Consider the following 24,836-nt stretch of genomic DNA (forward strand, 5'->3'; position numbering starts at 1 on the left):
AGCAAGAGCAGTGCTCTCTTTTGTGTGCACTGCTCTGGAAACGTGGAAGACTGGCCGGCATGAGTACCGCACGAGGAGCGCGCGCCCGAGCCAGGATCGAGGTCACAGCGGCCATCAAGGACGAGGCGCGCAGACAGCTCGCCGCGGAGGGCGCCGCCAAGCTCTCCCTGCGGGCCGTGGCCCGCGAGCTCGGCATGGTTTCCTCCGCGCTGTACCGCTACTTCCCCAGCCGTGACGACCTGTTGACCGCGCTCATCATCGACGCGTACGACTCCCTCGGGGAGGGTGCGGAGTCGGCGCACGCCGAAGTCGCCGACGCCGAGCCACGGGAGCGCTGGCGGGCCGTGTGCGAGGCGGCGCGGCGATGGGCGCTGGCGCATCCGCACGAGTACGCGCTGATCTACGGCTCCCCGGTGCCCGGCTACACGGCCCCGGAGGCCACCGTCCCGGCTGCCGCCCGCGTGGGCCTCCTCCTGATCGGCATCGTCCGCGACGCGCATCAGGGCGAGGGGGTGGCGCGTACGCCGCTGCCCGCGGAACTGAAGCCCGAGGCGCAGCGGATGGCCGCCGACCTCGCACCCGACCTGCCGGCAGAGGTGATCGTGGCGCTCGTGGCCGCCTGGGCGCAGCTCTACGGACTGATCGGCTTCGAGCTGTTCGGGCAGTTCAACCGGGTCGTGGAGGAGCGGCAGGCGTTCTTCCGGTATGCGGTGGACCAACTCGCCCACGGCGTGGGGTTGGTGTTCCCCCGGTCCACGGGTGCGGCGGGCGGCGGGCGCGGCGGGGCCGGGTCCTGACGAGTGATCCGCGCGTGCGGTGAGTGCCGTGGAAAATCCCGGGTGTCCGGGTGTCCAGGGCTGCGTCGGCGGTTGGGTCCCTCCCTGGCGAATGGGCTGAGTTCTGTCAGTTTTCGCAACCACCTTGTTCTTGCAAGTAATATGCAACAAGCTTGGCTGGTCCTTACCGCTTGTACCGCCTGCCCGGATGCGGAGCCACGCCATGCCTCAACTGCTGCCCGATCCCGGACCGCAGCGCGTCATCGCGGCCTCGAACTTCGTCTACACCCTGGGGAGCGGCCTCTATCTGACCGCCGGGGTCCTGTACTTCACCCAGGCGGTCCACCTTCCCGCAGGTCAGGTGGGGCTCGGGCTCGGCATCGCCGGGTTCGTCTCGCTGGCGCTGGGCATCGGCGTCGGTCACCTCGCGGACCGGCACGGGGCGCGCGGCGTCTACGCGACCACGCTGATCGTCCAGGCGCTGGCGACGGCCGGGTTCGTACTGGCGGACGGCTTCTGGCCGTTCGTCCTCGCCGTGTCCGTGGCCACCGGCGGGAAGGCGGCCGGGCTGGCCGCCCGCAGCCCGCTCATCCGGCACTACGGAGGGGACCGGCCGCAGGAGTTCCGCGCCTACCTCCGTGCCGTGACCAACGTCGGGATCTCCTTCGGGGCCCTGCTCGCGGGCTGGGTCGTCCAGGTCGGCACGCTCACCGCCTACCACCTGCTGGTCCTCGGCAACGCGCTCGCCTTCGCGGCCTCCGCGGCGATCCTGGTCCTTCTGCCGCCGCTGAAGCCCGCGGTCACGGCCGTCGGCCCTCGCTGGATCGCGCTGCGGGACCGGCCCTACCTGCTGATCACCGCCCTCGACGGCGTCATGGCCATCCAGTTCAAGGTGCTCACCGTGGCCATCCCGCTCTGGCTGGTGGGTGCCACCACCGCCCCGCACTGGCTCATCTCGGGGACCATGCTCACCGGCACCGTCATGGTCGTCGCCCTTCAGGTACGAGCGAGCCGCAGCATCGACAGCCCTGCGGCGGGTGCGGGCGCCTACCGCAGAGCGGGCGTGGCCTTCCTCGTCTCGTGCGCGCTGATCTCGTTGTCCGCCGGGGTGCCGGCCTGGGCCGCCGCGACACTTCTCCTCACCGCGGTGGTGATCCACACGATCGGTGAACTGTGGCACTCCGCCGCGGGCTTCGAGGTGTCGTTCGCCCTCGCCCCGCCGCGCGCCACCGGCCAGTACCTGGGCGTGTTCGGCCTCGGTGCCGGCCTGGCCGAAGCCGTCGGGCCGACCCTGCTCATCGCGCTCTGCATCAGCTGGGGCCGCCCCGGCTGGTACGTCGTGGGCGCACTGTTCGCTCTCACGGGTCTGGCCGCACCACCCGCTGTCCGCTGGGCGCAGCGCCGGCAGGTCGTTGCTCGGCCAGTCCCTGAAGCAGCGCCGGTGTAGCGGCGACGCGGCTCCGTCTGCGGGTACTACGCAGGGAGTACACGTGATCACGACGCCGGGGTGACGCCATGGTGGTCCCGTGCGGTCTAGCGTGACGGTCATGGACGAGCAGCGCGCACGCAGGGGCGGTGGCCCGCGCCGGGCGTGGGGCGGGCCACCGGCGGTACGGCGGCCAGGGGGGTGGCAGGGCCCGCCGTGGTGGAACCGACGGGACGGCGACGAAGAGGACACCCTCCCGCGCTGGCCGTGGCGCACCACGCTGCTGCTGACCGTCTTCGTGCTCATCGGCAGCAACTTCGCCGCGCATGCGCAGAGCGACCGTGAGCCGCTGAACCTCCTCGCCCGTGCCCTGCTCGTCGCGGGCTCCGGCCTGCTGCTCTGGCGCCACCGCCACCCGAGGTTGGTGGTCTTCGGTACGGCGGCCTGCGTGATGGTCTACCTCGGCGCGGGCTACCCGTACGGTCCGGTGTTCCTCACCGTCGCCGTCGCCTGCTTCAGCGCCGTGCTCGCCGGGCACCGCAAGGCGGCCTGGGGAGCGCTCGGCATGCTGTGGGCGGCGCACCTCCTGGTCGGGCACTGGCTCTACCGGTGGCTGCCGCCGAACGACGACTCGGCCGCCTCCTGGGGCGGGGAGATCGCGGTCGCCACCTGGATGGTGGTGATCGTCGCGCTCTCCGAGCTGGCCCGCGTACGCCGCGAGCAGTGGGCCCGCGACCGTGCCGAACGCGCCCAGGCGAGCAAGCGGCGCGCCGACGAGGAACGCCTGCGGATCGCCCGCGAACTGCACGACGTCCTCGCGCACAGCATCTCGGTGATCAACGTTCAGGCGGGCGTCGGCCTGGCGCTGCTCGACTCCGATCCCGAGCAGGCCCGCACGGCGCTGACCACCATCAAGGCGGCCAGCAAGGAGGCGCTCGGGGAGGTACGCCAGGTGCTCGACACGCTGCGCACCCCCGGCGACGCACCGCGCGCCCCGGCCCCGGGCCTGGACCGGCTGCCGGAACTGGTCGAACAGGCCGCCGGCGCGGGTCTGACGGTCGTCGTCGAGACGAGGGGCGCGCAAAGGGCCCTGACCCCGGGCACCGATCTCGCCGCCTTCCGCATCGTGCAGGAGGCCCTCACCAATGTCGTACGGCATTCGGGATCGCGCCGCGCGCGCGTGCTGGTCGACCGCATGGCGGGTGCCCTTCGGCTGCGCATCGACGACGACGGGCCCGCGACCGGGGCGGACGCCGGCGGCAGCGGCAACGGTCTGGCCGGAATGCGGGAGCGGGCCGCCGCTCTCGGTGGCACGATCGAGGCGGGCCCGCGGGACGACGGAGGTTTCCGGGTGCTGGCGCTGCTGCCGCTGAAGCTCAAGGAGGACCGGTGATCCGCGTACTGCTCGCCGACGACCAGTCGCTGGTCCGGGCAGGTTTCAAGGCGCTGCTCGGTGCCCAGCCGGACATCGAGGTGGTCGCGGAGGCCGCCGACGGCGAGGAAGCGGCGCGCAAGGTGCGCGAACTGCGCCCCGATGTCGTCCTGATGGACATCCGGATGCCCGTGCTCGACGGTCTCGCCGCCACGCGCCGCATCACCGGCGACGCGGAGTTGAAGGACGTCAAGGTGGTCATGCTCACCACCTTCGAACTGGACGAGTACGTCTTCGAGGCGATCCGCTCGGGCGCCTCGGGCTTCCTGGTCAAGGACACCGAGCCGGAGGAACTCCTGCGCGCGGTACGGGCGGTGGTCGAGGGTGACGCACTGCTCTCGCCGGGCGTCACCCGGCGGCTGATCTCCGAGTTCGCCGCCCGCTCCAAGGAGCCGGCGGCCGCGCACTCACTGGCGGAACTCACCGAGCGGGAACGGGAGGTGATGGCCCTGGTCGGGATCGGCCTGTCCAACGAGGAGATCGCCCGGCGGCTGGTCGTCAGCCCGCTCACGGCCAAGACGCACGTGAGCCGGACCATGGTGAAGCTCGCCGCCCGTGACCGGGCCCAACTGGTCGTGCTGGCCTACGAGTCGGGCCTGGTTCGGCCGGGCTGGCTGGGCTGAGCGGCCCGGCGGAAGCGCCCGAGGACGATCACGAGAACCGTGGGGAAGACGATGACCGCGCTCAGGGCGGCAAGTGGGCCCAGCAGGTCGTGCCGGGCGCGGAGGGATCCGAAGAGCATGGGGAGTACTTCGGAGACGCCGAAGAACGCGGCTCCGGCCAGGATCGCCGCGGCGAACAGGGCGTAGACGATCTCGACCGTCTCGGCGTCCTCCTCGGCCTTCGTGCGTCTCCCCATACCGCGAGTGTCACGGCAGCGCGTCCGGCAGGCAAGGAACTGCCCACCGGACGCGTGGAGTTGACTGCGGAATCAGTCGCGGACCGCCACAGGCGTCACGTCCACCCCTTCCTTCTGAACGGAAACAGCCTCCTCGGGTGCGGACTTGGCGACCACGAGCGACTCTCGTGCCGGTCGTGTCCGCAGCCCGGTGAGGGAGATCAGCAGGCCCACGACCGCGATGCCCGTGACCACGATCAGACCGGGCCGGTAGCTGTCGAGGACGGCCTGCGGCGAGGGGTTCTCGGGCGTGTGGGCGGTGACGACCGCCGTCACGACGGCCAGGAACAGGGCGCCGCCCACCTGCACCGAGGTGTTGAGCAGGCCCGAGACCATGCCCTGCTCGTGGTCCTCGACCCCGTTGGTGGCCTGGATGTTGAGCGAGGGGAAGACCAGCGCGCAGGCCGCGCCTATCAGCAGCATCGACGGCAGGATCACCGACGCGTACACGGGGTCGAGGTCCACGCGCAGGAACAGCGCGTAGCCGACGACCATCAGGGCGAAGCCCGCAGCCAGCAGCCGCGGCGTCCCCACCCGGTCGACGATGGCGCCCACCTTGGTGGAGGACAGCGCGACCAGGGCGCCCGCGGGCAGGAAGGCGAGCGCGGTGTGCAGCGCCGACCAGCCCAGCAGCGACTGCATGTACAGGGTCACCAGGAACTGGAAGCCGACGTACGAGCCGAAGAACGCCATCGCGCCCAGCTGCGCCCGGATCTGGCTGCCGGAGCGCAGCACCCCGAGCCGGATCAGCGGGCTCGGGCTGCGCCGCTCGACGGCGACGAAGACCGTGAGCAGGACGGCGACCGCGAGGAAGGAGAGCAGAGTACGGGCCGAGGCCCAGCCGGCCTCCGGGGCCTGTACGACGGTGAACACGAGCAGCAGCATCGATGCCGTGCCGAGGATCGCGCCGGGGATGTCGTAGCCGTTGTGGTCCTTCTCGCGCTCGCTGCGCGGCAGCAGCTTCAGGCCCGCCACCAGGGCGAGGAGAGCGATGGGCGCGGGCAGCAGCATGGTCAGGCGCCAACTGGCCTCGGTGAGCAGCCCGGACAGCACCAGGCCCATCGAGAAGCCGGTGGCCGCGCAGGTGGTGTAGATGGAGAGGGCGCGGTTGCGCAGCGGGCCCTCGGCGAAGGTCGTGGTGATGATGGAGAGGCCGGCGGGGGCGGTGAAGGCCGCGCTCAGGCCCTTGATGAAGCGGCTCGCGATCAGCAGCGGGCCCGAGTCGACGAGGCCTCCGAGCAGCGAGGCGACCGCGAAGACACCCAGGGCCACCAGGAAGACCTGGCGGCGGCCCAGCAGGTCGGCGGTGCGTCCGCCGAGGAGGAGCAGCCCGCCGTATCCCAGGATGTAGCCGCTGACGATCCATTGGAGTGTCGAGGTCGAGAGGTCGAGTTCGGACCCGATGGACGGCAGGGCGACGCCGACCATCGACACGTCCAGTGCGTCCAGGAACATCGCGGCGCAGAGCACCAGGAGGGTGCCCCACAGTCGAGGGGTCCAGCGTCCGTCGGACGCGGGGGTGGTGAGCGGAGAGGTCATGTCGGAGACACTACATGCACACGCATCCAATGCAAACGCATTTAGTTCCAATGCAATAAAGAGGATTCTTTGCTAACGTGCGCCCATGGCGACGACCAACGCCGAGCAGGGGCTCGTGAACCAGTGGCGTGACATCCTCGCGGTGCATGCCCGCACCCTGTGCGAGCTCGACCGCGAGCTGCACCGACACGGCCTGGGCGCCAGTGACTTCGAGGTACTGGACGTGCTCGCCGAGAGCTCCGCGGCGGACGGCGACAGTACCTACCGCGTCCAGGAGATCTCCGAGCGCGTGCACCTGAGTCAGAGCGCCCTGTCCCGCCTCATCGGCCGTCTGGAGAAGGACGGGCTCGTGACGCGCTGCATGTGCCCGGAGGACCGGCGCGGCGTGCGCGTCGCCCTCACCCCCAAGGGCCGCGACCTCCACGACGAGGTGCTGCCCGTGCAGCGCGCCGTGCTGACGCGGATGCTGGTCCAGGGCCCGCCCGACTGACCCTTCGGACCGGCTGACTTCCGGGGCTCCGTTCCGCTCGGTTCAGCTCCAGGTGATCCCGGACTTCTCCCGCCACAGCGCGGCGAGCGTGGCGTCACCTGTCAGGGCAGGGAAAGGCAGCCGGTTCCACAGCGAGAGATACAGCCGCGCGGCCGGCCCGGACAGCTCGCAGTGCGCCTCTCCGGCAGCGTCCCTCGTGGTCACCGGGGCATCCTGCGACAGGCGTACGGTCCACACCGCGTCCGAGGGCGCGTCCGACGCCCGTACGCGCAGCACGCGCGGCTCCTGCGTGCGGACTCCGCTCCGGGCGCGGGCGTGGAAGCCGTTCAGCAGCTCGTCGATCCCGTCCAGGGCGAAGTCCGTCGCGATGGCGGTCGGAGCCTCGGCGAGCGCCGACTCCGCGTCGACCCGGTGGACGGTCGTCTCGTGCGCCTGCCGCCGCGCCCAGAAGGCCAGCGGCGAGGGCGCGGGCAGGAAGCTCCAGCACTCGACGTCGGCGGGGGCGGTGGCCAATGTGTCGACGAGTCGGCGGTGGCCCTCCCGGAACCAGGCCAGGAGTTCGGCGCCGTCGAGGTCCGGCAGCCCGCCGTCGGGATGGTACGAGGTGTGCCCCTCGGCGACGAACGCCGTCGCCCACCGATGCACCATGCCCGTGTGCCGTACCAGGTCGCGTACCTGCCAGTCCGGACAGGTCGCCACCTTCGCATCGGTTCCCGCCCGCTCGGCGGCCTCGGCCAGCAGCCGGCCCTCCCGGTCCAGGGTGGCCACGAACTCCGCAGTCTTCATGCGGCGAGTCTGCCGGATCGAGTGCGCTTCAGGGCCTGGAACCAGGCAGCCTCTCTCTGCGTCCCCTCGTGCGTCCGCAAGATCAAGAACGTTCGATGAAGGGGTTCACGTGACCGGAACGGCCGACCGCTATCTGTACCTCGCCCGGCATGCAGAGGCGTCCTCCGACGAGAGCACGCTGACGGAGAGCGGACGCCGGCAGGCGGTGCTCCTCGGTGAACGTCTCCGGGACAGCCCTGTCTCGGTGATCCACCACGGCCCGCTTCGACGGGCCGAGGAGACGGCCGAGTTGGTGCACGGCCGCCTCGACGGTGTCGACCTGCGGATGTCGAAGGCGGCCGGTGACTACATTCCGTACCTGCCCGAACCCGGCGAGATCACGGCCGAGTCCGGCGACGCCACTCTCGCTCGTCTTGCCCAATTCTCTGCTGAGGAACGGGAATTGGGACCGGCCCTGGCCCAAGAGGCGCTCCGGCGGTTCACTGGACCAGTCGAAGGGAGCGAGTCTCGTCACGAGTTGGTCGTCACCCACAACTTCCTCATCGGCTGGATCGTCCGTGCCGCTCTGGACGCCCCGAAGTGGCGCTGGATTGCCCTCAACCACGCCAACGCCGCGCTGACGGTCATCCGTTACGCCCCCGGGCGCCCGGCCTCCGTCCTCCTCTACAACGACACGGGCCACCTGCCCGCCCCGTTGCGCTGGACGGGCTTCCCGCCGGAGCTCCAGGTCTGAGCGTTGCCGGTGGCACAGATGTGCTGATCTGGCGTTGCAGAGGTGCCGACGGAGCCGGTCATGTCGCCGGGGCCTACGTGGCGTTCACTCCTCAGAGAGGGGAGAGCGGAGGCGTTGCCACGTCGACGGGGGTGTCGGGGTGCGGGCGGCGGGCCAGCAGTACGGCGGTGACGATGACCCAGAGTCCCGAGAGCATGAAGGCGAAGAAGCCGACCCAGGGGATGAAGACCAGGACGCCGAGGACGATGCCGGCCCAGCCCAGCCATCGGGGCAGTGCGCCGACGGGGGCGCGCACCGTGGCCAGGCCGGCGGCCAGCAGCATCAGACCCATCCCGCCGACGAACGGGATGAAGAAGTCCTCGCTCAGCGCGTTCAATGCCTGCAGCGTGTCCCTGCCCGCGCCCGACTTGTCCGCGAGGTCCACGAGGGCCAGGTTGATGCCGGCCCCTGTCCAGAAGCCCGCGGCGATCAGCACACCACCGGCGAGGACCACCCTGCGCAGCCAGTCGACACTGGACGGCGTGCTGCGGACGACTCGGGCCAGATACGCCGCGAAGAAAATGAACAACGCCCCTGCGAGCACCAGCAGATACAGACTCACGAACGTCCGTCCCTGGTGGGCGTCGTAGTACGATCCGACCTGCCTGCCAGGGGTGTCGACGTCCGGCGTGTCGCCCAACAGCAGGAATGAGACGACGGTCAGTGCCACGGCCAACAGGCCGCTCAACGGTGCGACTCGCACGAGAGACCTCCTACCCCCGCTTGCAGGGCGTGCCCCTCCCCTCCCAGGCTCCCAGGGATCCCCTCGCCCCGCCATTCGAGTGAACGCCGCGAGGCGTCAGCCGGCCGCCGCGCGCCGGGTGGCGAACCCGATGCCGGCGGCGAGCGCCGCCAGCACGGCGACGCTGGTGAGCGCGGTGGGCAGCGAGTACCAGTCCGCCATGAACCCGATGGCGGGCGGGCCGAGGAGCATGCCGCCGTAGCCGAGGGTGGAGGCGACGGCGACCCCGCTCGGACCGGCCAGCGCGCCGGCGCGTTCGACTGCGACGGGGAAGATGTTGGCGAGGCCGAGCCCAGTGATCGCGAAGCCGAGCAGGGCCGCCCAGACCGAGGGGGCGAGCGAGCCGAGCAGCATGCCGACGGCGGCCGTCGCCCCGCCGGCCACCACCGTAGGGGTGCGACCGAGCCGTTCCAGGAGCGCGGTGCCGCTGAGCCGGCCGAGCGTCATGGCAAGCGCGAAGCAGGAGTAGCCGGCCGCGGCGACGCCAGGGTGGGCGTGCAGATCCTGTTCCAGGTGCAGCGCACCCCAGTCGGCCAGGGCCCCTTCGCCGTACGCCGTGCAGAGTGCGATCAGGCCGAAGACGACCACCAGTCCACGGGTGCCGGGGCCCGAACGGCGTGGGCCCCGGTCCTCGCGGTCCTTTTGTTCGGCCGGTACCGGCGGCTCGATGCGCAGGAGGGTGCGCCCGGCGGCGGCTGTCACGAGCAGACAGATCACGGTGAGGCCGAGCAGATGGCGGGTGGGGGACACGGACCCCGCGACCAGCCCGCCGAGCCCGGCCCCGATCATGCCGCCCAGGCTGAAGGCCGCGTGGAAGGTGGGCATGATCGGCCTGCGCAGCGCCGCCACCAGGTCGACCGCGGCGCTGTTGAAGGCGACGTTGATACCGCCGTACGCGGCGCCGAAGACCAGCAGTACGGCGGCGAGTGCGGGCGCGGAGTGGGTGAGTGGGGGCAGGGCGACGCTGAGGGAGAGCAGGACCGCGCAGGCGACGGTGACGGGGTGGCTGCCGTAGCGGCGGCACAGACGTCCGGTGAGGGTCATGGTGACGACGGCTCCGGCCGAGACGCCGAGGAGGGCGAGACCGAGGGCGGTGGCGGAGGCGCCGGTCTGCTCCTTGATCGCGGGGATGCGGACGACCCAACCGGCGAAGACGAAGCCGTCGAGGGCGAAGAAAGCGGTGAGGGCGATACGGAGTCGGGTGAGGGAACGATCCGGCACGGCGTTGTGCAGGATGAGTTTGTTTATTAGCGGCACAAAGTCAGAGTAGGTGGCAGTCGGTGGCCGGGACAAGGAAGTAAGCGCCTGCCCGCACATGACGGTTGTGCTGAAGCGGGCGACATGGCGCCGATGCGGACCGGGTGGGCGGGGCCTCGCGGCACGTCATCTTCGTGGTGGCGCGGTGCTCTGCCTGATCATCAGGCTGGTCGGGACGAGGTCGGTCCCGGGCGGGGAACCGCCGCGCGTGCGGATCTGCTCCAGGACGCCCTGGACGCATCGGCGGCCCACTTCGGCGAAGTCCTGGTGGACGGTGGTGAGGGGCGGGACGAAATAGGCGGCGTCGGGGATGTCGTCGAAGCCGACGACGCTGATGTCGGCGGGGACGGCCAGGCCGCGCTCATGGAAGGCGCGCAGCAGCCCCAGGGCCATCTGGTCGTTGGCGACGAACACGGCGGTGCAGTCGGGCTTCCCGGCGAGCGTGAGACCGGCCGCGTAGCCGGACGCGGCCGACCAGTCGCCGTGCAGGAGCGGCGGCACCGGACACCCCGCCTCCTCCAGCACGGCACGCCAGGCCTGGGTGCGCCGCTGGCCCGCGAAGGACGCCTCAGGGCCGGTCACATGCCATACGGTGCGGTGGCCCAGGTCGAGCAGGTGCCGGACGGCCTTGCGGGCACCGTCGGCCTGATCCGTGTCGACCACGCTGTAACGGTCCCCGGCGTCGGAGTCCACCACGACGGCGTGCACGCCGGGCGGCAGTTGCACCGTGCCGGTGTCGAGCAGGTGGATCTCCATGATCACGACGACGGCGTCGACAGCCAGCTCGCCCATCCGCGTGAAGGCGCCCAGCACGTTGTCCTGGGTCGGGACGTCGATGGGGATCAGTGTGATCGCATACCCCTCGGCCGCCGCGTGCGTGGCGATCGCCTCCACGGTGCGGCTGTTTCCCGTCGAGGACAGGCTGAAGAGGATCACGCCGATGGTGTTGAACTGGCCGTAACGCAGGGCGCGGGCCGCGCTGTTGGGCCGGTAGCCCAGTTCCCGCATCGCCGCGAGTACCTGCTCCCGGGTCGAACCGATCACCCCGGGCTGGCCGTTGGAGACCCGCGAAACGGTCTGGGACGAGACTCCCGCGAGCTTGGCGACATCGGCCATGGACACGCGCTGCTTACGGCGTCCGCCGGGCACGCCGGAGCCGCCCCGTTGGGCGCCGCCCGCGGCTACGGGGACCGGCTCCTCCCGGTGGTTCAAGTCCATCGTCCCCTCAACTCCCGCTTCCCTGAACTCCCGCTTCCTTCGACTCCCGCTTCCCTCGGCCCGGGACGTCGGTAGGCGGTGCAACGGATGTTACGCGTGGGAAACCTTGACGACCGCTGGGGCGGATGCCACGATTCCGACGCCCCGAAGTTTACGTAAACATCGCTAGGGGAGCAGCCTGGCGGGAGACTCCGCGGGTGTTCTGTCCGCAGCATGTTTACGTAAACATGAAGTCGCGATGGTGGAGCAGGGAGGAGCGCAACGGTGGTTCCCAGCACCGCGGACGAGGATGCGCAGCGCCTCGCGGCCGCCCGCCTCGGGACGGCAGACGCCGAACGGCCGCCGGGCCGACACAGGCGCCCATCGACGAGGGGCCGGTTCGGCGCCGTACGCCTGACGACCGGACGTCGGTTCGACGGCAGGCGCCCGTCGACCGGCCGACAGCTCGACGGCGGACGACCGCCGCCCGTCGCGAAGGCAGGCTCCGCCAAGGATCGCGCCTTACGCCTTCCCTGAGCGGGCCGACGCCGACGCGGAGAACCGAGTGGGTGGCGCCCTCCCCTCCACCCCCGCCCCGCTGAACCTGCTGATTCCACGCCACCGGAGTCACGCGCGAACGACGTGACGGCCTCCCCTTCTCCCTCGTGCCCAGCGCGGTGGGAACCGGTACCCGCCGGTCCATCAACGGGGCCGCCGACGGCGAGCCGACACCGCCCGTCCGGCCCTGAACACCTCCGACGGCCGCTCTCCACGCGCAGACTCCCCATGCGCCGAGCCGCCATCTCCTGAAAGGGCAAGCTGATGCGCAAGACCCCCGCCAGAACCCGGTCCACCTCACGGTCACGTGCCGCCGTCGTGGCGGTCGCGATCGCCGCGATCGGCGGTACGACGCTCGTGGGCAGCCCCGCCTCCGCCGCTCCGAGCGGTGACACGACCCAGTTCAAGGGCGTGAACTGGGCCGACCCCCGCGACAACTACGCCGACGACCCCGTCGTCCTGTCCGGCCTGTCGACCTCCGACACCTACGCCCAGACGTACGCCAAGGCGAGCCGGGTCATCTCGGCGTTCCGCGCGAACCTCGGTGCCAACACGGTCCGGCTGCCCATCAACCCGTACACGGTCAACGGCCCCTACTGGAAGTCCTACCGGGGCGTCATCGACGCGGCGACGGCCCACGGCTTCAAGGTCATCGTCTCCTACTGGGAGGGCACGGGCGCCCGCAAGGACGGCTTCATCGACGACCCCGCCACCTACTGGCCCATGTGGAACACCGTGGTCAAGGCCTACAAGGGCAACTCCAGGGTCTACTTCGAGCCGATGAACGAGCCGCACGGCTACACCGACACCGAGTGGGCCGACCTCGCCGTCAAGTGGCTGGGCACCTATCCGTCGGTCCCGCGCAACCGGGTGTTCGTCAGCGGCGCCGGTTACAACGACCACGTCACCTCGGTCTGTGCCGACCCGCGCCTGAAGGGCACTTACCTCTCGCTGCACCACTACGGGTTCTGGAAGGAGTACGCCACCTACGACCAGTGGGTGTCCGACCTCAAGGAGCGCATCGGCAACTGCGCGAGCCGGACCGTCGCCGACGAGTTCGGTGCCCCGATGACCACCGGTCTCGACTACAACAAGGCGACTCCGGACAACAACTCCATCAACTTCATCCAGGCCGACACCGACACCTTCCGTCAGCTGAAGATGGGCTCCGTCTACTGGCCGGGCCTGCGCACCGACGACACGTATTCGCTGCAGAAGCTGATCGGCAACGCCGCCCGGCCGTGGCTGGCCACCACCAACCAGTCCGGTGCGGACCGGCTTGCCTGGAGCTGGGGACGCGGCAAGCCTGTCAGCCCCTGACGGGTTCGTTGTTCAAGGAGCGGTCGGCCGTGATGTTCCCGCATCGCGGCCGACCGCGTCTGTGTGTGGTCCCGCCATGTCGTCGCTCTTCATCCGCCCCAGGAGTCCGGCACGACTATCGGCTCACCACACTGGACGCGGTCGTACTGCGGCTCAGTCACCGGCAGATGGGCCTCGGCGGCGACAACGGCCGGGTCGCGTACACGCACGACGAGCGCAAGGCTGTTCGCGAACCGCGGCTGCTCCTCCTCCTATCGGCTGCGTCCGCTCGCCGACATCGGCAAGCCGTTCGAGGCCGTGCGGCGGTCCATGGCAGGGGAGTTCGCCGGGTGGAGCGGCGGACGGACCGGGAGGAGCCGCCAACGGGCTTCCGCGGACGCGTAACCCGGGACAGGGGTCGATCGGTGTACAAGTCGGGCCGATCGGCCTCTTTCCGTGCATGGAGGGCGCGCCCACCCTGGCGCCAACTCCACCGAGCCGCTCAGGGGAACCGTCATGCCGCAGCCGCGCTCCGCCCTTCGACGACTTCTCGCCGTCTCGTCCGCCTGCGTGTTGGGCGGCTCCGCCGCGGTGGTACTCGCCCCGCCCGCGGCGGCCGAACCGGCCACACCGGGCGGCTATCCGGCGGCCGCGAGCGCCACCCGCTACTCCGGGCTCGCCTTCGACACCTGTACGGCCCCTTCCCTGGCCACCATGAAGGCCTGGAGCGCGTCGCCGTACCGTGCCCTCGGTGTCTACGTCTCGGGCGCCAACCGCACATGCGCGCAACCGCAGTTGACCGCCGCGTGGGTGGCCTCCGTGGCGAAGCTGAAGTGGCGTCTGCTGCCCATCCACAAGGGCCTGCAGCCGCCGTGCGGAGCCCGGCCGTCCGACACGAAGATCAGCACGAGCCCGGCGACGGCCCGGTCGCAGGGCGCCGCTGCCGCCGGGCAAGCGGTGGCAGCGGCCAAGAAGCTGGGCATGGTGGCCGGCAGCGCCCTCTACAACGACATCGAGGACTATCCCCAGAACAACAGCACGTGTCGCGTCTCCGTGCTGAACTACGCCTCGGCCTGGACCAAGGAACTGCACCGGCTCGGGTATGTCTCCGGCGTCTACATGAACCTCACCCTGGGCGCCAGGCAACTCGCCGACGTCTACACGTCGTCGGCATACGCACGACCGGACGCCCTGTGGGTCGCGCGCTACGACGGGCTCGACTCCCTCAAGGGCTGGGCCGGTGTCGCCGACTCCAAGTGGGCCCGGCACCAGCGCGCCAAGCAGTACCGCGGCAGCCACAACGAGACGTACGGCGGCGCCACCGTGAACATCGACACCGACCGGGTCGACGCACCCGTCGCCACGGTCGCCCTCCCGTACAAGGCGACCGGCACCGCGACGGTCAACGCCCGCACGGGTCCCTCGACGACCTACGCCGTCGCCGCGACGTACGCGCCCGGCGCGGCCCTCAAGGTGGTCTGCCAGGCACCCGGCTCCAAGGTCGGCGGCACCCCCGTGTGGGACAAGCTCGGCAACGGGTTCTATGTCGCCGACCACTACGTCGACACCCCGTCCGCCACGGGCTACAGCCCGCCCCTGCCCCGCTGCACGTACCCGTATCAGGTCGAGTCGGTGAGCGGCCTCACGGAGCGCAGCGGCCCCGGCGCCGGATACTCCGGCGTGGGCACCTCGCCCAACGGAGCGCTGGCGTGGGTCACTTGCCAACGCCCCGGTTCGGCCGTGGGAACGAACAAGGTCTGGGACGGACTCGACAACGGGCACTATGTGTCGGACCACTACGTGGCCACGCCCAGCGGCACCACGTACAGCAAGCCCGTGCCGCGCTGCTGACCGGACTCTTCATCGGCGCGGCTCCCTTCGCCGTCCCGGACGCCCTGGCGGCTGCGCACGAACTCACCGTGCGGCAATGGCTCGACACCACGGCCCGGGCCGCCGTAGAAGGATCACTGGAACGAGCACCCCGGGTTGGGGGCGTCCTCGGAGAACGGCGCCCCGTGCGGCAGGACGTACAGGACGTCCAGCACGAGCGGTGCACTGCCGAGGTTGCGGCCGATGTGGACGTGATCGGAGCCGCTCGGCTCCACGATGGTGCTCCCTGCTCTGTAGACACCGTCGGACGCACAGGTCGAGTCGAAGTGGCTCAACGTGCCCTGCTTGACCACCGCGTACAGCGGGCCGTCGTGGTAGTGCCAGCCGGTGCTCTCGCCGGCCGGGACCGTGATCTCGCGCAGGGTGTAGTCGGTGCCGCCCACGGTGGACTGGGCGATGATCTTGGCGGTGACGCCGGGGCCGGGCGGCGTCGCGTGCGCGGTTCCACCGACGAAGGTCGTGGCCAGGAGCGTGAGCGCGGCCAGTGCCGCACGAGCCGTGTATCGCATGGGAGTGGTCCTTTAGCGGTCGAGGGACACGAGTTCCTCCCGTATATGCCCGGGTCAGACCGGAAGCAGCCGTGCCACGAGTCCGCTGAGCTGCTGGACGTTGCGGCACTCGTGCATCTCGACGACCTCGGCGTAGTCGAGGGCCGCCGAGTCGCCCGTGCCCCACTGGGATGTGCCCTCGGGGTTCAACCAGTAGACGCGGCGGGCCCGTTCGCCGATGCGGCGAAGTGCCGGGAGGTTCGGGTCGCTCATGTTCGTACGGGCGTCGCCCAGGACGAACACGGAGCTGCGGGGGCCGACCGCGTCGACGTACCGCTCCGCGAACTCGCCCAGCGCCACACCGTAGTCGCTGCTGCCGTGCCAGCCGGTCAGCGTGGCGTGCTCAAGGATGCGGCCTGCGAGGCCCTCCGCGTCGGCGGCGCCGCGCACGACCAGGCCGGTCACCTCGTCGATCCGGTTGACGAAGGCGAAGACTCGCACCTTGCTGAACTGGTCGTGCAGCGCCTGTACCAGCAGCATCGTGAAGTCGGAGAACCCCGCCACCGATCCGGACACGTCGCACAGCAGCACGAGTTCGGGACGCACGGGGCGGCGTCGGCGCAGCACCGGACGCATCGGTACGCCACCCGTCGACAGCGAGCCGCGCAGGGTGCGGCGCAGATCAATGGTGCCGCGCGAGGCACGGCGGCGGCGCGCGGCCAGCCGGGTGGCGAGCTTGCGGGCGAGGGGATGCACCGTCCGCCGCAGCTCGGCGAGTTGGGTGCGTCCGGCGAGCAGGAAGTCGACCCGGTCGGCGGTCGGGACGACGGCCCGGCGGGCGATCTCGTCCCTGCCGCGCCGCTCGGCGACCCTGCGGCGCGCCTCGGTGCGCACCTGCCGTCTGAACTCCTCGATCCGCTGCCGGAGTTCGTCGTCGAGGAGACGGTCCGTGAAGGCGGCCGCGGAGGACTGTGCGCCCTGTGCACGGACACTCGCGCGGACGCGGGCCAGCAGCGTCTGCGGACGCAGCCGGTCCAGCGTCTGGTACGACGACCAGCCGTCCGACCCGGACGAGGACCCCGGTGAACTCCCGTACGCACCGAAGGCATCCACCGCCTCCGCGGCCAACTGCCCCATCAACGCCTGGTCGTTGGCGGCGAGGGCGGCCGCCAACCGATCCCGCAGATCGTCCCGGTCGCCGCGTCGACCGGCCCTCTCGTCATCGCTTTCGCCGTCGCGGTCGAGAACCGGGGCTCCGACACTGCGCGGAAAGTAGAGGTCGAAGACCGGGTCGAACACGGCCCGTTGGGCGGTGCCGTGCAGCAGCGCGGAAGCCAGGCCCTCCCTCAGGTACGCGCGGTCGGTCAGACCGAGCGCCTCCAGAGCCCGCGCGGCGTCCACGGTCTCGCCGGTGCCGATCCGGATGCCGTGCCCGCGCAGCGCCTGGACGAGCCCGGTCAGCCGCTCCGGCACTCCGGCCGGCGCACTCACACGGCGTCCAGATCGAGCTTGGCGGCCGCCTTGAGGATGTCTTCCTGGTGCTTGAGGAGCACACCGAGACTGTCGCGTACGACGGTCTCGTCGAGGGTGTCCGCGCCGAGCGCGAGCAGCGTACGCGCCCAGTCGATGGTCTCGGCGACGGACGGCACCTTGCGCAGATCCATCTCGCGCAGCGCCCCCACCACCCGTACGACGGACTCGGTCAGCGCGGCATCCAGGCCCGGCACCTTGAGCCGTACGATACGACGCTCCAACTCCTCGTCGGGGAAGCCGATGTGGAGGAAGAGGCAGCGCCGGCGCAGCGCCTCGGACAGCTCACGGCTCGCGTTCGAGGTGAGCACCACGAACGGGCGGCGCGTCGCGGCGATCGTGCCCAGTTCGGGCACGGTGACCTGAAAGTCGCTGAGCACTTCGAGCAGCAGGCCCTCCACCTCGACGTCCGCCTTGTCGGTCTCGTCGATCAGCAGCACCTTCGGCTCGTCGCCGCGGATCGCCGTGAGCAGCGGGCGCGGCAGCAGGAACTCCTCGCCGAAGATGTCCGTGCGCGCCTCGTCCCATGTCTCGTCGCGACCGGCGCTGATACGAAGCAGTTGCTTGGCGTGGTTCCACTCGTACAGCGCGCGCGACTCGTCGACGCCCTCGTAGCACTGCAGGCGGATCAGGCGCGCGTCCGCGACCTCGGCCACCGCCTTCGCCAGCTCCGTCTTGCCCACCCCCGCCGGCCCCTCCACCAGCAGGGGCTTGCCCAGGCGGTCGGCGAGGAAGACGGTGGTGGCGACGGCGGGCGAGGCCAGATAGCCGGTCTCGGCGAGGCGCGCGGAGACGTCCTCGACGGATGTGAAGTAACCGGTCGTCATGCGGTGTGCCCCCGGGTCTCGACCCACCGTGCTCGACGGCGGCGTGCTGCGTCTTGCCCGCTACGTGATCAGGTCCCGTGCACCGTCCACAAGAGGCAAGCGCTGTTTGCGTCGAACGTCACGGCCCGGCGCCGGCGGGCGAAGGGTTGGTAGTCCTTGGTTTTGTGTTCCGCGGTTCGGGAGGGTCCGGAGGGGGAGGGCGGATGTCCGACCGTCAGTGCGGGGGCTTCGGGAAGGGTCCTGTGTCAGCCGGTCCTCTGACGATCTCGGCGGAGAGATCGGTGACCTTCACGCGGTGAGTGCGCGCATGCCGCCGCATCAGGGCGAAGGCCTCGGTGGACGTGCAGCCGAGGCGTTCGGCCAGCATGCCCTTGGCCTGCTCGATGGCGATTCTGCTGTGCAGCGCGGCCTGCAACTGCTCGGTGCGGCACTGGGCCTCGTGCAGAACACTGCGGTGCGCCAGGCCGACGCCCGCGGCGTCGGCGAGGAGTCGGCTCCATCGCACGTCCTCGGGGTGCATAACGCCTTGTCGGTGATAGAGGACCAAAGCCCCGAAGACGCGGTCCTGGTGGGTGAGGGGCAGGGCCGAGAGGGCCGTGAACCCCGCATCCAGGGCGCGGCGGGTGAACCGCGGCCACCGGATGCGGCCGTGCGTACGGACCATCGGGAGGTCGGTCAGGGGCCTGCCGGAGCGGACCGTGTCGAGACCCGGCCCCTCCTGCAACTCCACTTGATCGTGCTCCAGTTGAACGGCGATGTCGTCGGATCCCGCCAGGCGGTGGGGTCGGCCCGCGCCGCCGTCCGCGAGACTGCAGCCGGCCGCGTCCGCGCCGGTGACATGCACTGCGCTACAGGCCAGTCGCCGTAGGAGATCGCCCTCGTCCTCACCCTGGTGCGGGGCGGCGGCGAGAGCGAGAAGTGCTTCGGCGGCCTGGTGTTCGTGAACCGGGGGTGCCATCGCTCCATCCATCGGTTGCTGGTCGTTCGATGGGGACCGCGCCCCAGAGCACGGCCTCATGAGCGGACGCTCGGGCTTCCGAAGCGGTCGCTCGACCCAGCAGGCAAGCACATCGAGCTGCTGCCCCGTTACTGTGAGTTGATGCCTGCCGAACGGATCCTCTGTCAGCTCGGGTCACGTGCACGCAAGGTGGCTCGTCCGTCCGATGCCACCGCGTGAAGTCCTTGAGCGACGGCGTCCCGGGCTCGTACGCCCGGAATCGCCTGCCGAAAACGGCCCGACAGAGGGTACGAACAGGTCCGTTACGGGCACGATGGGGTTACCACTGTGGTGCCACCCCGGACCCTGGTGGCGTCTGGCGCCGCATCCATCAGTCGCGCCATCTGACGTGCCGTCGCTCCGCGCGGGAGGAGCACACCTGGGGGTGGGCCCATGGACACCCGTCACTTCACCTTCGCACTGCGTCACCATGTGGTGGCGGACACCTTGCTCATTGAATTCCACGGGGAGTTGGACGCCTGGGCGGATCTGGAACTCGCTCCGCGCGTGGCAGCCCTTCTCCGCCGTCGCCGACGTGCCGTTCTGGTCGATCTGCGGTCGGTGACCTTCCTGGACGCGGGCGGGCTGCGGCTGCTCCTGCGGATCAGCGAGCGGTCGCCGCGGCGGAAGGGCCGGGTACGGCTCGTCCTCGACAGTCCGCAGATCCTGCGGGTCCTGCGCATCACCGGTGTGGACGGCGTCTTCACCGTGCTCGGTGAACTGCCCGTCCCCTTCGCGGCGAACGACACGCCGGACGACACGGACGTGCCGGCATGATCCGCCCGACCCCGTCGGCACTGGCGGGGCCGGATCGCAGGGGAAGACGCGGCCGACGGCAGGGGAGACAGCCGCGTCGCAGGGGCGCCGCGCCACGCGCGTGATCCCATGAAGGGCGCACCCAAGGAGGACACATGACCACCCTTGCCATCGTCGGAGCCGGTCCCGGCCTCGGAGCGGCCGTCGCCCGGCGGTTCGGCCGCGCGGGACACGACGTCGCCCTGGTCTCCCGTAGTCAGCAGCACCTCGACGCGCTCGCCGCCGATCTCACCCGGGACGGTGTGACCGCGGCCGGTTTCGCCGCCGACGTACATGATCCGGACGCCCTCGCGGCAGCGCTGGAAGCCGCGGGCACGGCGCTGGGCCCGATCGAGGTCCTGCAGTACAGTCCGGTTCCGCACAAGGACTTCATGCGGCCGGTCCTGGAGACCGGCCCGGCCGACCTGGCAGGGCCGATCGCCTTCTCCGTGTACGGGCCCGTGGCCGCCGTAGGACAGGTGTTGCCCGGCATGCGGCGGCTGGGTCGCGGCACCGTCCTCTTCGTCAACGGCGGCACCGCCGCGGTTCCGCACCCCGAGCGCGCCGGCACCTCGATCGCCTTCGCCGCCGAGAGCGCGTACGGCCATCTCCTGCACGAGACGCTCGCCGACGACGGCATCCACGTCGGGCAGCTCATCGTCCCGGGAGCGATCGTTCCCGGACACCCGAGGAAGGACCCGGCCGTGCTGGCGGACCTCCTGTGGACCATTCACCGCGACCGGCACGGCTTCCGGCACTTCGCGGACGATCTCGACGCCGCCTGACGGCGCGCGACCGGGCGGGGGCCTCGGCGCGCCGGCCGCTACGGCTCGCGCGCCGGCCCCGCCCGGGATGCCCGCGTGGATCACCGCCCGCAGACTGGCTCCATGGCGCGGGCGCAGCGACGCACGGCGCCCCACCCGGACCGGCGGAGGCCGCTGACATGCTGCCCGGATTCCTCGGCAGAGCGATCGAACTGTTCCTCGGACGCGAGGGGCGCTCACTGCACCTCAAGGCGGCGGGCGGCGCGACCGCCGTACTCGCCGTGACACTGCTCGTCGGCTCCCGGGCGGTGGTCGCCGCCGAGGAAGGTGCGCGGGGCGCCACGCTCACGTCGTACCCGAGAGCTCTGTGGTGGTCGGTGGAGACCGCGACGACGGTCGGGTACGGGGACTTCTACCCGGTCACCCTGTGGGGCCGGATCGTCGCCGCCGTGGTGATGGGCGTGGGCATCACCACGTACGGGATGGTGACGGCGGCCCTCGCGACCTGGTTCGTCGGCCGGGAGGGGAAGCGCCGAGGACACCTCGCGGAGGTCGCGGAGGCCGCGGGCCGCGCCGCGCACCGCATGGGCGACGAGACCGCACGGGCCCTGCACGAGCGCTTCGACCGGCTGGAGCGCGAACTCGCCCGGCGCGACGGCCCCGGACCGCCTTCCCCGCCGCCGACCGACCCCTACGTCAGGTGAGGCGCTTCCAGGGGAACGGCGCGAGGTCGGGCTCCACCCATCCGGTCCTCGCCTGCGTGGCGGCCGGCGTCGACGGGCGGTAGAAGCGGGTGAGCAGGCGCTTGTCGAGCAGCGCTCGGTGATGCTCGGCGACGGCGGTGAAGTCGTCACCGCCGTCACCGCCGTCGCCGTCGCCGTCGCCGCTGTCACTGCCGCCCGGTGTGTCCGCGGGGCGCGCGGTCGCATGATGTCCGACGAGTTCCACCCAGGCCCGGCTGACGGTCGCGTGGTATTTCTGCGGTGCGCCCGCGTACCGGGCGGTGCGGCGGATGCCCTCACCGACCAGGCTGATCGCGGCGGATACACCGCAGCGCCGCACGGCCGGCCAGGTCCGGTGGATGTGTTCGCGGTGTCCGAACCGGTCGGCGCCTGCCATGACTTCGGCCGTCAGCTCCTCGAAGGCGGAAGCCTCGTCGTCGGGTGGCCCGGGTGGCCCGGGTGGCCCGGGCGGCCGGGGTGGCTGCGGGGTCACGAGGAAACCTCCGTCAGGGCTTGCAGGGCGGTACGCAGGGCGGTGATGGTCTCGGCGGGCAGGGCCGCGAGCGCGTGGTGCTCCAGGTCGGTGAACGCCTGCCGGATCCTGGCGGCGGTCCGGCGTCCGGAGGGCGTGAGTTCGACGAGTACGGCGCGACGGTCTCCAGGGCGGGCGCCCCGGGTGATGTGGCCGCGCCGCTCCAGCCGGTCCAGGACGCTGGTCAGGGTGGTGGGGCGGGTGCCGACGGCGGCGCCCAGCTCGGAGACGGTGCGCCCGTGGCCGTCGGCCAGATTGGCCAGCGCGTTGATCTCGGACGCGGTGAGCTCAAGATCCGCGAGTTCGGCGGAGAGGGTCTGCAGGGTGGCGTGGGTGGCCCGCTGGAGAGCGAGCACGGCCGACCACGGCGGTGGTTCGGTGGACGCGTTGTCAAGTGTCACGATTTCGGAATATACGATTTCGTAGTATGCAGGGCAAGGGGCAGCGCATGGGTAAGGGGTAGTGCATGACAGGGCCCCAGGAAATTGCCGCAGGTATAGGGGGGCCCTTCCCGTTTGCCATGCGCACGGCGGTGGGTACGTCGTGAGGGCAGCGCTGAACAGCATGGCCGAGGCAGGGCCAGGGCTGTGTGTAAGGGGTCAGCGTCCTCCCCCGGGAGTACGTCGTTCCTGGTGACTGCTGCTCGGGGGGCAGGGCAGAAGCCTCCGCGGGCACGATGTGCCGGGCCGCGTGAGCGCGGAACCTGGTCGTGTCAGGCATGAGGAGGCAGTCATGAACCGACAGATCCGCATCCGCCCCACCCGCAGGCCCACCACCCCGCGCGACACGACGATCGACCGGCGGACCCCGTCGGGACGCCTGCTGCCGTACTGATCCCGACTCACAACGGGGAATCCATGCTTCCGTGACGGAGGATCGGCGATGGCCGGGCAGCATCGCCGGGGAGCGGATCGGCGCCGCACGGGTGTGAACATCCTGAATCGCTGCTGCCGTACGGCCCACGGGCGTCGGCGGCAGCGATCCCCCGGCGGAGGATGACTTCGGCCCGCCCTCCCGCCAACTGCGCCTGCGAAGCCTCGACGTAGGCGTGGGCGGACTCGCCGGGGAACCCCGTGGACGCCCCACCAACCGGCCCCCGCGGGACGGTCCCTGCGGCGTGCGACCCCGCCTCGGCACGCGGCGTGGCGCGACACCGGCGCCCGCAGGCGGTGGCATGGTCAAGAAAGATGCCCCCTAGGGCGGTGGCCTGACGGAGACGTGGGCACTCGGCACCGTAGACCCGTGTGGACGCGCAGGCCGGAAGGCCCGGCCGCAGCCGTCGGTGACCGGCTCGCCGACGGGCTTCCGCACACCACGCCCCCTGGGGCTGACTCATGGCCGATAGTGATGGATCATGTTCGCGGACCGCACGCGACCGGGCAGGGGTGATAGGGATGCGGCCCGAGCATCGCGACCACCGCGACGATCAGGGTGACGGTGGCAAACCGACCGAGGAGCAGGATCACCGGCGCATCACCGACGCGCTGTCGGCCGCTTCCGCGGATGTCGATGCCCGGCAGGTGCCCGAGGCGCTGTGCCGCGCCTGCGTGGGACTGGTGCCGGTGAGTGGCGCGTCCGTGTCCCTCTCCGGAGGCGGGGCCATGCGGGCGACCTGGTGCGCCAGCGACGACACGTCGGGGCAGCTGGCCGAGGCCCAGTACACGCTGGGGGACGGGCCGTGCCAGAGCGCGCTGGACCTGGGCGTGCCGGTACTGGCACCCGACCTCACGCAGGGCAGGGACGCGCGCCGTTGGCCGCTCTTCGCCCAGCAGGCGGTCGGGCTGGGGGCGCGGGCGGTCTTCTCGCTGCCGCTGGGCATCGGCGGAATGGCGATCGGCACCCTCGATCTGTACCGCGACACCGTCGGATCCCTCTCGGACCGTGCCCTGCGGATCGCCCTGCTGGTGCGGGACGCCGTCACATTCGCCGTATTGAATCTACAAACAGAGCACGACGTGGTCGAACAGGCAACCGGAGACGGAGTAGCGTCATGGGTGGAGGCCTCGCAGGCGGACCACACCGAGGTGCACCAAGCGGTCGGCATGGTGATGGTGCAACTCGACGTGGATCCGCAGCAGGCCCTGGACCGCATGCGGGCGCGCGCCTTCGCGCAGGGGCGTTCGGTGAGCCAGGTGGCCCACGACGTCGTCGCACGTAAGCTGCGTTTCTGGCCGGAGACGCAGGGGAGGCGTACGCGGGACGACGACCCGCACCGCGGCGGTCAAGAGGGACTGGACGGTGAACGGTGATGGACCGCGAACAACGGCTCGCCGAGGCATTCGTCGGGCTGTCCGACACCCTCGCCGACGACGTCGACCCGGTCATGCTGATGGACCGACTGGCCGGCCACTGTGTGGAGATCATCGGGGCCGACGGGGTCGGGATCATGATGGCCACCAGCCGCGGTGACCTGCGCACCATGGCGGTCACCGACGAGCGGACGGGCTTCCTCGAACTCCTGGAACTGCAGGCCGGAGAAGGACCGTGCCTGGAGTGCTACCGCAAGGGCATGCCGGTCGACTCGCGCGACCTCGACGCCCAAACCGACCGCTGGCCGGAGTGGGCGCCGCTGGCGCGCCGGTTCGGCTTCCGCTCGGCGCACGCGCTGCCCCTGCGCGTCAACCACGAGACGATCGGCGCGGTCAACCTGCTGCTCGACTCTCCGGGCGGGTTGCCCCAGGGCGATCTGGGGCTGGCACAGGCGCTGGCCGACGTGGCCGCCCTCGCGTTGATCCACTGGAATGCGGAGCGGACCCGGCCGAGTGACATCCACACTCGCTTGCAGGTCACCATCGCGGCCAAGTCCACCGTCGACATGGCCACCGGCATGGTCGCCGAGTACAGCGGCCTCAATCCGTCCGCTGCATTGTCCGCCCTGCACGTCTACGCCGCCGGGAACAACTGCCGTCTCATCGACACCGCCCGAGCCCTGGTCCAGCGCACGCTGCGGCTGGAAGAGGTACTCGGCGCCAGTCGCTGATCGGACGCCGCCCCCGGTGGGCTCGGGGTGGGGCGCCAGGGCGCGGGGGCGGGACGGCGGGGGGACCGTGCTCGACCGCCACGCCCTGGCTGTCGTAAGAGATGTGTTCCGCACGCCGGGCGGCGTCGGCGCGTCCGGA

Annotated in this window: 25 protein-coding genes and 1 pseudogene; 14 read left to right on the plus strand and 12 right to left on the minus strand. The window is 71.0% G+C overall.

All coding sequences use genetic code 11. From position 1 onward, the window contains the following. The first annotated feature begins 59 nt into the window (after positions 1–59). From ABZS97_RS14785 to ABZS97_RS14800, 4 genes are all read left to right on the plus strand, one after another. Positions 60–797: a TetR/AcrR family transcriptional regulator gene (locus ABZS97_RS14785; RefSeq protein WP_356137516.1), complete on the plus strand. Its 738-nt coding sequence runs from the start codon at positions 60–62 to the stop codon at positions 795–797. Between the two features lie 202 nt (positions 798–999). Then, positions 1,000–2,223 carry an MFS transporter gene (locus ABZS97_RS14790; protein ID WP_356137518.1) on the plus strand — a complete coding sequence of 408 codons (1,224 nt, stop codon included), beginning with the start codon at positions 1,000–1,002 and terminating at the stop codon, positions 2,221–2,223. Positions 2,224–2,323: 100 nt separating this feature from the next. Beyond that, positions 2,324–3,595 (plus strand): sensor histidine kinase, encoded by a 1,272-nt coding sequence (locus tag ABZS97_RS14795; RefSeq protein WP_356137520.1) that lies wholly within the window; start codon positions 2,324–2,326, stop codon positions 3,593–3,595. Next, on the plus strand, positions 3,592–4,257 hold the full coding sequence (locus ABZS97_RS14800; RefSeq protein WP_356137522.1) for a response regulator transcription factor: 666 nt from the start codon (positions 3,592–3,594) through the stop codon (positions 4,255–4,257). Before ABZS97_RS14795 ends, ABZS97_RS14800 begins: the two co-directional genes overlap by 4 nt. On the opposite strand, the gene ABZS97_RS14805 is transcribed toward ABZS97_RS14800, so the two are convergent. Further along, positions 4,218–4,493 carry a DUF6332 family protein gene (locus ABZS97_RS14805; RefSeq protein ID WP_356137524.1) on the minus strand — a complete coding sequence of 92 codons (276 nt, stop codon included), beginning with the start codon at positions 4,491–4,493 and terminating at the stop codon, positions 4,218–4,220. The genes ABZS97_RS14800 and ABZS97_RS14805 overlap by 40 nt on opposite strands. 72 nt (positions 4,494–4,565) lie before the next feature. Next, entirely contained in the window at positions 4,566–6,071 is a 1,506-nt protein-coding gene (locus tag ABZS97_RS14810) for an MFS transporter (RefSeq protein ID WP_356137526.1), read from the minus strand. An 85-nt stretch (positions 6,072–6,156) separates the two neighbouring features. Here ABZS97_RS14810 and ABZS97_RS14815 point away from each other — a divergent pair, with 85 nt between their 5' ends. Next, positions 6,157–6,561 carry a MarR family transcriptional regulator gene (locus ABZS97_RS14815; protein ID WP_356137528.1) on the plus strand — a complete coding sequence of 135 codons (405 nt, stop codon included), beginning with the start codon at positions 6,157–6,159 and terminating at the stop codon, positions 6,559–6,561. 42 nt (positions 6,562–6,603) lie between these two features. On the opposite strand, the gene ABZS97_RS14820 is transcribed toward ABZS97_RS14815, so the two are convergent. After that, positions 6,604–7,347 (minus strand): maleylpyruvate isomerase family mycothiol-dependent enzyme, encoded by a 744-nt coding sequence (locus tag ABZS97_RS14820; RefSeq protein WP_356137530.1) that lies wholly within the window; start codon positions 7,345–7,347, stop codon positions 6,604–6,606. A gap of 109 nt (positions 7,348–7,456) precedes the next feature. Between ABZS97_RS14820 and ABZS97_RS14825 the strand changes: the two genes are divergently transcribed. Continuing rightward, the gene (locus ABZS97_RS14825) at positions 7,457–8,080 is read left to right on the plus strand and encodes a histidine phosphatase family protein (RefSeq protein WP_356137532.1); all 624 of its coding nucleotides are present in this window, start codon (positions 7,457–7,459) and stop codon (positions 8,078–8,080) included. Positions 8,081–8,171: 91 nt separating this feature from the next. Here ABZS97_RS14825 and ABZS97_RS14830 read toward each other — a convergent pair whose 3' ends face one another. The 3 genes from ABZS97_RS14830 to ABZS97_RS14840 all read right to left on the minus strand — a co-directional run bounded on the left by ABZS97_RS14830 (position 8,172) and on the right by ABZS97_RS14840 (position 11,234). Next, complete coding sequence (locus ABZS97_RS14830) at positions 8,172–8,822, minus strand: hypothetical protein (RefSeq protein WP_356137534.1); 651 nt, start codon at positions 8,820–8,822, stop codon at positions 8,172–8,174. Between the two features lie 96 nt (positions 8,823–8,918). Then, entirely contained in the window at positions 8,919–10,082 is a 1,164-nt protein-coding gene (locus ABZS97_RS14835) for an MFS transporter (protein ID WP_356137536.1), read from the minus strand. Between the two features lie 162 nt (positions 10,083–10,244). After that, complete coding sequence (locus ABZS97_RS14840) at positions 10,245–11,234, minus strand: LacI family DNA-binding transcriptional regulator (RefSeq protein WP_356137586.1); 990 nt, start codon at positions 11,232–11,234, stop codon at positions 10,245–10,247. Positions 11,235–12,137: 903 nt separating this feature from the next. Here ABZS97_RS14840 and ABZS97_RS14845 point away from each other — a divergent pair. The 3 genes and pseudogenes from ABZS97_RS14845 to ABZS97_RS14855 all read left to right on the plus strand — a co-directional run bounded on the left by ABZS97_RS14845 (position 12,138) and on the right by ABZS97_RS14855 (position 15,023). Continuing rightward, positions 12,138–13,193, plus strand: a complete 1,056-nt coding sequence (locus ABZS97_RS14845; protein ID WP_356137538.1) for a cellulase family glycosylhydrolase — start codon at positions 12,138–12,140, stop codon at positions 13,191–13,193. A 95-nt stretch (positions 13,194–13,288) separates the two neighbouring features. Next, positions 13,289–13,577, plus strand: a pseudogene (locus ABZS97_RS14850) (hypothetical protein); the annotation flags it as partial. A gap of 111 nt (positions 13,578–13,688) precedes the next feature. Next, on the plus strand, positions 13,689–15,023 hold the full coding sequence (locus tag ABZS97_RS14855; RefSeq protein WP_356137540.1) for a glycoside hydrolase domain-containing protein: 1,335 nt from the start codon (positions 13,689–13,691) through the stop codon (positions 15,021–15,023). 113 nt (positions 15,024–15,136) lie between these two features. Here the strand turns inward: ABZS97_RS14855 and ABZS97_RS14860 are convergent, their stop codons facing one another. From ABZS97_RS14860 to ABZS97_RS14875, 4 genes are all read right to left on the minus strand, one after another. Continuing rightward, the gene (locus tag ABZS97_RS14860; protein ID WP_356137542.1) at positions 15,137–15,571 is read right to left on the minus strand and encodes a cupin domain-containing protein; all 435 of its coding nucleotides are present in this window, start codon (positions 15,569–15,571) and stop codon (positions 15,137–15,139) included. A 54-nt stretch (positions 15,572–15,625) separates the two neighbouring features. After that, the gene (locus ABZS97_RS14865; protein ID WP_356137544.1) at positions 15,626–17,041 is read right to left on the minus strand and encodes a VWA domain-containing protein; all 1,416 of its coding nucleotides are present in this window, start codon (positions 17,039–17,041) and stop codon (positions 15,626–15,628) included. Then, entirely contained in the window at positions 17,038–17,907 is an 870-nt protein-coding gene (locus tag ABZS97_RS14870; RefSeq protein WP_356137546.1) for a MoxR family ATPase, read from the minus strand. Before ABZS97_RS14870 ends, ABZS97_RS14865 begins: the two co-directional genes overlap by 4 nt. A gap of 214 nt (positions 17,908–18,121) precedes the next feature. Beyond that, positions 18,122–18,865: a GAF and ANTAR domain-containing protein gene (locus ABZS97_RS14875; RefSeq protein ID WP_356137548.1), complete on the minus strand. Its 744-nt coding sequence runs from the start codon at positions 18,863–18,865 to the stop codon at positions 18,122–18,124. A 432-nt stretch (positions 18,866–19,297) separates the two neighbouring features. Between ABZS97_RS14875 and ABZS97_RS14880 the strand changes: the two genes are divergently transcribed. From ABZS97_RS14880 to ABZS97_RS14890, 3 genes are all read left to right on the plus strand, one after another. After that, a complete protein-coding gene (locus ABZS97_RS14880; RefSeq protein ID WP_356137550.1) occupies positions 19,298–19,681 on the plus strand; it encodes an STAS domain-containing protein in 384 nt (127 codons plus the stop codon). A gap of 134 nt (positions 19,682–19,815) precedes the next feature. Continuing rightward, the gene (locus tag ABZS97_RS14885) at positions 19,816–20,484 is read left to right on the plus strand and encodes an SDR family NAD(P)-dependent oxidoreductase (protein ID WP_356137552.1); all 669 of its coding nucleotides are present in this window, start codon (positions 19,816–19,818) and stop codon (positions 20,482–20,484) included. A 158-nt stretch (positions 20,485–20,642) separates the two neighbouring features. Further along, the gene (locus ABZS97_RS14890) at positions 20,643–21,167 is read left to right on the plus strand and encodes a potassium channel family protein (RefSeq protein ID WP_356137554.1); all 525 of its coding nucleotides are present in this window, start codon (positions 20,643–20,645) and stop codon (positions 21,165–21,167) included. Here ABZS97_RS14890 and ABZS97_RS14895 read toward each other — a convergent pair. Both ABZS97_RS14895 and ABZS97_RS14900 read right to left on the minus strand, forming a co-directional pair. After that, positions 21,160–21,678, minus strand: a complete 519-nt coding sequence (locus ABZS97_RS14895) for a hypothetical protein (protein ID WP_356137556.1) — start codon at positions 21,676–21,678, stop codon at positions 21,160–21,162. The genes ABZS97_RS14890 and ABZS97_RS14895 overlap by 8 nt on opposite strands. Then, positions 21,675–22,118, minus strand: a complete 444-nt coding sequence (locus ABZS97_RS14900) for a MarR family transcriptional regulator (protein WP_356137558.1) — start codon at positions 22,116–22,118, stop codon at positions 21,675–21,677. The genes ABZS97_RS14895 and ABZS97_RS14900 overlap by 4 nt, the downstream gene beginning before the upstream one ends. A 993-nt stretch (positions 22,119–23,111) precedes the next feature. Between ABZS97_RS14900 and ABZS97_RS14905 the strand changes: the two genes are divergently transcribed. Continuing rightward, positions 23,112–23,966, plus strand: coding sequence for a GAF and ANTAR domain-containing protein (locus ABZS97_RS14905; RefSeq protein WP_356137560.1), 855 nt, complete (start codon positions 23,112–23,114; stop codon positions 23,964–23,966). After that, on the plus strand, positions 23,966–24,697 hold the full coding sequence (locus ABZS97_RS14910) for a GAF domain-containing protein (RefSeq protein ID WP_356137562.1): 732 nt from the start codon (positions 23,966–23,968) through the stop codon (positions 24,695–24,697). The genes ABZS97_RS14905 and ABZS97_RS14910 overlap by 1 nt, the downstream gene beginning before the upstream one ends. Positions 24,698–24,836: the final 139 nt, after the last annotated feature.

This window comes from Streptomyces sp. NPDC005485 (assembly GCF_040606085.1).
Lineage (GTDB): Bacteria > Actinomycetota > Actinomycetes > Streptomycetales > Streptomycetaceae > Streptomyces.